Source organism: Streptomyces sp. T39 (assembly GCF_008042045.1).
GTDB lineage: Bacteria > Actinomycetota > Actinomycetes > Streptomycetales > Streptomycetaceae > Streptomyces.
The window spans coordinates 14,348-21,174 of the sequence record NZ_RDBP01000009.1 but is presented as its reverse complement, the minus strand read 5'-3'; the positions used below and the strand labels follow the sequence as shown (position 1 = coordinate 21,174).

Below are 6,827 nucleotides of genomic sequence, written 5' to 3'. Positions count from 1 at the left end.
GCCCTGGCGCACGGGGGAGGGCGGCTCGGCGACGGTGAGCGCCGCCGCCCTGCTCGCCTCGGTCCACCGGCGTCTGGCCGCGCTCTGCCCGGCGCTCGACCTCACCGTCGCCGAGCCGCCCTCCCCCGTGCGCCAGGGCTGGACGGACGGCGCCGAACTCGTCCTGCGGCCCGAACTCCTCGACGCCCTCCTCGACGGCGAGGCACGGCGCATCCGCGAGCGCCACGGCCGCACCCCCCGCCCCGACGTCGCCGCCTCCAGAGCCCTGCACGCGAAGCTCTGGGCCGTCTCACTCGTCGTCAGCGGCCCCTGGTACCTGGAGCGCCGGGTGCCGCTGCTGCGCTCGGGCGATGTGCGCACGCGGCTCACCGAGGACGCCTACGAGGTGGTGCCGGGCGCGTTCGCCTGTCTGCCCGGCGACCCGGCCGCGGCATTGCCCGGCGTGCGCGTGGTGCCCGACGAGGAGGCGCTGCGCGCCGAGCTGCGCGCGGCCGTCACCGGCCAGGTGCGGCCGCTGCTGGCGGCGCTCGGGCCCCGGCTGCGGCGGGGGCCGCGCGCGCTGTGGGGGATGGCGGGCGACGACCTGGTGTCGGCCGTCTGGTACCTCGGCCGGATGCTGGACGAGGAGGAGCACGCCGTGCGGGCGGCGGGCGAGCTGCTGCCGGGGCCGCTCGGGCCGTTCCCCGGCGGCGCGGACTTCCGCACCCTGACGGGCCGTGACGGAAGGCGGCATCCGACCCGCACGCGGCTCGGCTGCTGTCTCCACTACACGGTCGCCCCGGCCGAGGCGTGCGCCACCTGCCCGCGCACCTGCGACGCGGAGCGCCTGCGCCGTCTGGAGGGCTGAGGACGCCCCCGTCCGGGTGGCCGTACCGCCCCCGGCCCGGCGGCCCGCGCCCTCAGCCCGTGATCCGGGCCATCAGCAGCGCCACGTCGTCCGGCGTGTCCGGCCGGCGCAGGGCGCTCAGCAGCCGGTCGCACGTGTCACCGAGGGTCGCGTCCACCGTCTGGAGCAGACCCGTCAGGGTCGCGAGCCGGGCGTCGATGTCCTGGTCCCGGGTCTCCACCAGCCCGTCCGTGTAGAGCACCAGCACATCGCCCGGGTCGAGGCCGACGGTGATGCTGCGCAGCGCGACGCCGCCCACCTGGCCGACGCCGAGCGGGGTCCCCGACGGCAGGTCCAGCAGCCTCGGCGCGCAGCCCTGCCGTACCAGCACCGGCGGCAGATGCCCCGCGTTGGCGATGCAGCACTGGGCGCGGCGCGGGTCGTAGACGGCGTAGATGCAGGTGGCGATGTACGGGTCGAGCCCGGCGGTGATCTCGTCGAGGTGGCGGAGCACCACCGCGGGGTCCAGGGCCAGCCGCGCCAGCGTCTGGGTGGCGGTGCGCAGCCGTCCCATGGCGGTCGCCGCCGTGATCCCGCTGCCCATCACATCGCCGACGACCAGCGCGGTGCGCTCCCGGTCCATGGGGATGACGTCGAACCAGTCGCCGCCGACCTCGCTGCCCGCCCTCGCCGGCTGGTAGCGGGAGGCGGCCTCGAGACCGACGAGCCGGCGGGGCATCTCCGGCAGCATGCTGCGCTGGAGGGTGAGCGCGGTCTGCCGCTGCTCGCGGTACCAGCGGGCGTTGTCGATGCAGACGGCGGCGCGGGAGGCGAATTCGACGGCGAGCAGCACGTCGTCCTCGGTGAACGGCTCCGGGTTGCGGGACCGCTTGAGGTCGATGGCGCCCAGCACCTCGCCCCGCGCGATCAGCGGCACCGCCATGTACGAGTGCACCCCGGCCTGGTCCAGCAGGCGGGCGGCGCGCTCGTCCCGGGCGATGTCGCGCAGGTCGGCGGCGGTCACCTCGGGGATCACGACCGGCCGCGCGGTGGCGACGCACCGGGTGACGAGACGTCCGGCGTCGTACCGGGCGAGCTCGCCCGGACGGTCGGCCGCGTCGACGGCGACGGTGGGGAAGGCCGCGGCGACGGCGAGCGCGCGGATCAGCACATGCCCCTCGTCGGAGTCCGGGCCCGGAGGACCGCCCGGCCCGGCGAGCACACGGTCCAGCACGTCGACGGCCGCCACGTCGGCGAGGTGGGGCACCGCCACGTCGGCGAGTTCCCGCGCGGTCTGCTCCAGGTCGAGCGTCGTCCCGATGCGCACGGAGGCGTCGGCGATGAGCGCGAGCCTGCTGCGCGCCCGTTCCGCCTCGGTGGCCGCCCGGTGCCGGTCGGTGACGTCCACCACGGAGACGGCCACGCCGATCACGCGTCCCCCCGGGTCCTCCAGCCGGTACAGCGACACCGACCAGGCGCGCTCCCCGGCCGGTTCGGTGCGGATCCGCCCGACCACGTGCCGGTCGAGGAGCGGTGTCCCGGTGGCCAGCACGTCCCGCATGGCCGCCTCCAGCCGGTCGGCGTCGCCGAACGGCAGCGTCTCGCGGAAGCTGCGGCCGAGCAGTTCGTCGGCGGGCAGCCCGCCGATGCGCTCCAGGGCGGGATTGACGGCCACGTACCGCAGGTCGGGGCGGAGCACGGCCAGCCCGATCGGCGACTGGTCGACGAGACGGACGGAGAGGGCCAGGTCCCGCTCGACACGGCGGAGCGTGGCCTGGTCCTGGGCGAGGCCGAGGGCGTAGAGGCCGCCGGTGTCGTCCTGGAGGCGCATGTTGCGCCACTCCAGCAGCCGGGTGGACCCGTCCTTGTGGTGGACGCGGAAGACGCCCTCCCAGCCCTCCCCGCTCTCCATGACCTGCTGGAAGAGGTCGAGCACGAGGTCGAGGTGCTCGTCCGCGACGAGCAGCCGGGCGGCGGGCCGGCCGAGGGCTTCCTGCGGCGTGTAGCCGAGCAGTTGCTCGGCCTGCGGACTCCACAGCACGATCCGGCCCTCGGAGTCGAGGACCACGGCGGCGACCCCCAGCAGGTCCATCAGCCCGCCCGGGGGCGACAGCGCCGCATCCGCGCGGCTCTCACCCGCGATGCCAGCACGGAACACATCGCTGCCCACGATCACTCCTTGCCGCAGTCGCGGTGCGCGGGCCCGCCGGACGGCTCACGTCCTCGCACCGGGATGACGGGTCACCCCCATCCTCCCTCCCCGTCCGCCCGCACCGCAGCCCTTCGGGCCGATCCGGCTCGTCAGAGCACCGGCTCCGCGGGCTCGTGGGCGGCGAGCGCCCAGATCACGAACACGTCGAGGGCGATCAGGATCACCGACCAGACCGGCGAGTACGGCAGGAACAGGAACTGGGTGACCAGGGACAGCGACGCCAGCAGGATGCCGACGATCCTGGCCCAGGAGGCCCCCTTGAGGACCCCCGCCCCGGTCGCCGCGACCAGGAGGCCGAGCACGAGGTGGATCCATCCCCAGCCGGTCAGACTGATCCGGTAGACGTAGTCGCCGACCCGCGCGTACCAGTCGTCCTCGACGATCCCCGCGATGCCCTGGAACCCGGCGAGCACCCCGTTGACGAGCATCAGGACACCGGCGAACACGACTCCCCCGGTCACCCAGCCGCTGTGCGGGTCCGGCACGGGGGGCGTCGCGCCCACCGGGGGCGGTTGCTGGCTCATGGTGTGCTCCTTCCGGACCGCGCGCCGGCGCGCACGGTGCGTTACGAGCGTGTGGCCCGGCCGCCGGCCCCGCCAGGCGACCGGTCCGGACAGGGGACGGCGGGCCGCCGTCACCCGGTCCGCGCAGCACAGCGCGCGGCGGGCGGCCGCGTCGGCGTTACTGGGCGGGCGGGGGCGACGGCGGGAGGACGAGATGGCGGCCGCTCGGACCGGGGACCGGCGGGCCGGGCTGCCGGTCCGCCGCTGGGTCCTGGGGATCACCTGCGCGGCGATGATGACGCTGGCCTTCTTCCTGGTGCCGCTGGAGCAGCTCGGCACCCGCCGGCCGGTCCTGAGCTGGGCGGTCTTCGTCGGCCTGCTCGTCTGCGTGTCGCTGCTGCTGCTGGTGCAGATCCGGGACGTCATCACCGACGACCCCCGGGCCAGGCCGGGCATCGTGATCCCGCTGCTGGTGTGCGTGACGGTGGTCGCCTTCGCCGGGGCGTACCACGTGCTGGCCCGGCATCCCGGCGAGTTCAGCGGCCTGACGACGCGCACGGACGCCCTGTACTTCACGGTCGTCACCCTGGCGACCGTGGGTTACGGCGACATCGTGCCCACCGGGCAGAGCGCCCGGGTGGTGACCATGGCGCAGATCCTCTACACGTTCGTCTTCCTGACCGCGGCGACCACGACGCTCTCCCGGCGGCTGCGCAGCCGGGTCGGCGAGCGGCTCGGCGTCCGCATCGACGGCCCGGACGGCCCCGCCGCCCCGGGTCCGGGCGGTCCGGGCCCCGCCGCTCCCGGCCCGGACGGCCCCGGCGGCGACCGCCACGGCAGCTGACGTCCGGCCGCGCGCCTCCCGCCGCCTCCCGCCGCCGGCCGCGCGCACCGGCGACGGGGGTCCGCACCGATGGTGGGAACGGACCGGTGAGAGTGATCCTTTCCCACGCGTCCCGAGGGTCCTGCGGCACAGCGTCGGCGGGACCGGCGCCCGGCGCCGGTCCCGCCGTCCCACCGCCCCGAGCTGTCGCCCGATGCCCCTGCAGCCCCGGTTCCCCGCTCCGGCAGCCGGAAGACGTCGTGCAGGGCGGTGACGCCGTGCACCCGGTGCCGATGCCGGCGACCCGTGGCGGCAGATCCAGCGGGAGGGCGACCGTCCGGGGGCCCGGCGGGGCGGCGGAGACGGGCGGCATGGTGGGAACGTACCAGCGGGCGAGGGTGCGACCGGGGCCCGGCGTCGCCGGGGGCGGGGCTCGGCGCGTCCGGGCAGCGGCCGACGCGTCGTTCCGTGATCGGCGGGCTCTGCCGATACTGGATGGTGTCGCCCGCCGCACCGAGGAGGACCGTTGAAGATGCTCATCAATGTGCCGGAGACCGTCGTGGCGGACGCGCTGCGCGGGATGGCAGCGGCGCACCCGGAGCTGACCGTGGACGTCGAGCGGCGGGTCGTCGTCCGGGGCGACGCGCCCGTCGCCGGAAAGGTCGCGCTGGTCTCCGGGGGCGGTTCCGGGCACGAGCCTCTGCACTGCGGGTTCGTGGGCCCGGGGATGCTGGACGCCGCCTGCCCCGGCGAGGTGTTCACCAGTCCGGTGCCGGACCAGATGGTGCGCGCCGCGGCCGCCGTCGACAGCGGTGAGGGAGTGCTGTTCGTCGTCAAGAACTACACGGGCGACGTACTCAACTTCCGCATGGCGCAGGAACTCGCCGAGGACGAGGGCGTACGGCTCGCCACCGTGCTCGTCGACGACGACGTCGCCGTGGCCGACAGCCTCTACACCGCGGGCCGGCGCGGCACGGGGGCGACCCTGTTCGTGGAGAAGATCGCGGGCGCGGCCGCCGAGGCGGGAGCGCCGCTGGAGCGGGTGGAGTCGCTGGCGCGCCGGGTCGACGAGAGCTCCCGCAGCTTCGGGGTGGCACTGAGCGCCTGCAGCACCCCGGCCAAGGGCGGGCCGACCTTCGACCTGCCGCCCGGCGAGCTGGAACTCGGCATCGGCATCCACGGCGAGCCGGGGCGCGAACGCCGCCCGATGATGACGTCCGGGGAGATCGCGGACTTCGCCGTCGGGGCCGTCCTCGACGACCTGCGTCCCTCCGGCCCCGTCATCGCCCTCGTCAACGGGATGGGCGCCACTCCCCTGCTGGAGCTGTACGGCTTCGCCGCGGAGGTGCACCGCGTGCTGTCCGAGCGCAGGGTGCCGGTGGTCCGCACCCTCGTCGGCAACTACGTCACGTCCCTCGACATGGCCGGGTGCTCGGTGACGCTGTGCCGGGTCGACGAGGAACTGCTGCGGCTGTGGGACGCCCCGGTGCAGACGCCGGGGCTGCGCTGGGGCCGCTGAGACCGCGGGTGATGCCGGGGCCTGCGTGCGTCCGGCGTGCGTCCGGCGTGCGTCCGGCCGCGAACGATGTGAATCGACGAGGGAGTTCCTGTGCCCGACCTTCTCGACACCGTCTTCTTCCGGCGCTGGCTCGCGCTCGCCGCCGCGGCCGTGGACCGGGAGGCCGACCGGCTCACCGAACTGGACTCGGCGATCGGCGACGCCGACCACGGCAGCAATCTGCGGCGCGGCTTCGCCTCCGTGTCGGCGGCACTGGACGCGGAACCGCCGGTGACCCCGGGCGCCGTCCTCGTGCTCGCCGGGCGGCAGTTGATCTCGACCGTCGGCGGGGCGTCCGGGCCGCTGTACGGGACGCTGCTGCGCCGCACCGGCAAGGAGTTCGGCGACGCTCCCGAGGTCGGCCCCGGCCGGCTGGCCGAGGCGCTCCGCGAGGGCGTGGCGGCGGTCGCCCGGCTGGGCGGGGCCAAGGCCGGTGACAAGACCATGCTGGACGCGCTGGAACCGGCGGTGGCCGCGCTCGGCGACACCACGGACTCCTTCTCCGCGGCGCGGGACGCGGCCGAGGAGGGCGCCCTGGCGACGGTGCCCCTCCAGGCCCGCAAGGGCCGGGCCAGCTATCTCGGCGAGCGCAGCATCGGGCACCGGGATCCGGGGGCGACGTCGTCGGCGCTGCTGATCGCCGCCCTCGCGCAGGCGGCGGAGGAGGGCGCGTGAGCGAGGGCGACGGCAGGGTCGGGATCGTGCTGGTCTCGCACAGCGCGCGGGTGGCCGAGTCCGTGGTGTCGCCGAGCGCGGCCACCGCCGGTTCCAGCGCGTCCAGCATGGTCTTGTCACCGGCCTTGGCCCCGCCCAGCCGGGCGACCGCCGCCACGCCCTCGCGGAGCGCCTCGGCCAGCCGGCCGGGGCCGACCTCGGGAGCGTCGCCGAACTCCTTGCCGGTGCGG

6 protein-coding genes and 1 pseudogene are annotated in these 6,827 nt (G+C 75.7%); 4 read left to right on the top strand and 3 right to left on the bottom strand.

Annotated features, from left to right (window positions below):
- Positions 1-34: 34 nt before the first annotated feature.
- Positions 35-847 carry a (2Fe-2S)-binding protein gene (locus tag EAO77_RS00755; RefSeq protein WP_147986209.1) on the top strand — a complete coding sequence of 271 codons (813 nt, stop codon included), beginning with the start codon at positions 35-37 and terminating at the stop codon, positions 845-847.
- A gap of 52 nt (positions 848-899) precedes the next feature.
- Here the strand turns inward: EAO77_RS00755 and EAO77_RS00750 are convergent, their stop codons facing one another.
- Together EAO77_RS00750 and EAO77_RS00745 are read right to left on the bottom strand one after the other, a co-directional pair.
- The gene (locus tag EAO77_RS00750; protein WP_410088169.1) at positions 900-2,996 is read right to left on the bottom strand and encodes a SpoIIE family protein phosphatase; all 2,097 of its coding nucleotides are present in this window, start codon (positions 2,994-2,996) and stop codon (positions 900-902) included.
- A 131-nt stretch (positions 2,997-3,127) separates the two neighbouring features.
- Positions 3,128-3,562, bottom strand: coding sequence for a hypothetical protein (locus EAO77_RS00745; protein ID WP_147986203.1), 435 nt, complete (start codon positions 3,560-3,562; stop codon positions 3,128-3,130).
- A gap of 193 nt (positions 3,563-3,755) precedes the next feature.
- On the opposite strand from EAO77_RS00745, the gene EAO77_RS00740 reads away from it, so the two are divergent.
- The 3 genes from EAO77_RS00740 to dhaL all read left to right on the top strand — a co-directional run bounded on the left by EAO77_RS00740 (position 3,756) and on the right by dhaL (position 6,597).
- Complete coding sequence (locus tag EAO77_RS00740; protein WP_261993746.1) at positions 3,756-4,385, top strand: potassium channel family protein; 630 nt, start codon at positions 3,756-3,758, stop codon at positions 4,383-4,385.
- 505 nt (positions 4,386-4,890) lie between these two features.
- Positions 4,891-5,883, top strand: coding sequence for a dihydroxyacetone kinase subunit DhaK (gene dhaK, locus EAO77_RS00735; protein ID WP_147986202.1), 993 nt, complete (start codon positions 4,891-4,893; stop codon positions 5,881-5,883).
- 90 nt (positions 5,884-5,973) lie between these two features.
- A complete protein-coding gene (gene dhaL / locus EAO77_RS00730) occupies positions 5,974-6,597 on the top strand; it encodes a dihydroxyacetone kinase subunit DhaL (RefSeq protein ID WP_147986201.1) in 624 nt (207 codons plus the stop codon).
- A 60-nt stretch (positions 6,598-6,657) separates the two neighbouring features.
- On the opposite strand, the pseudogene EAO77_RS00725 reads toward dhaL, so the two are convergent.
- Positions 6,658-6,827 (bottom strand): annotated as a pseudogene (locus EAO77_RS00725) (DAK2 domain-containing protein); the annotation flags it as partial.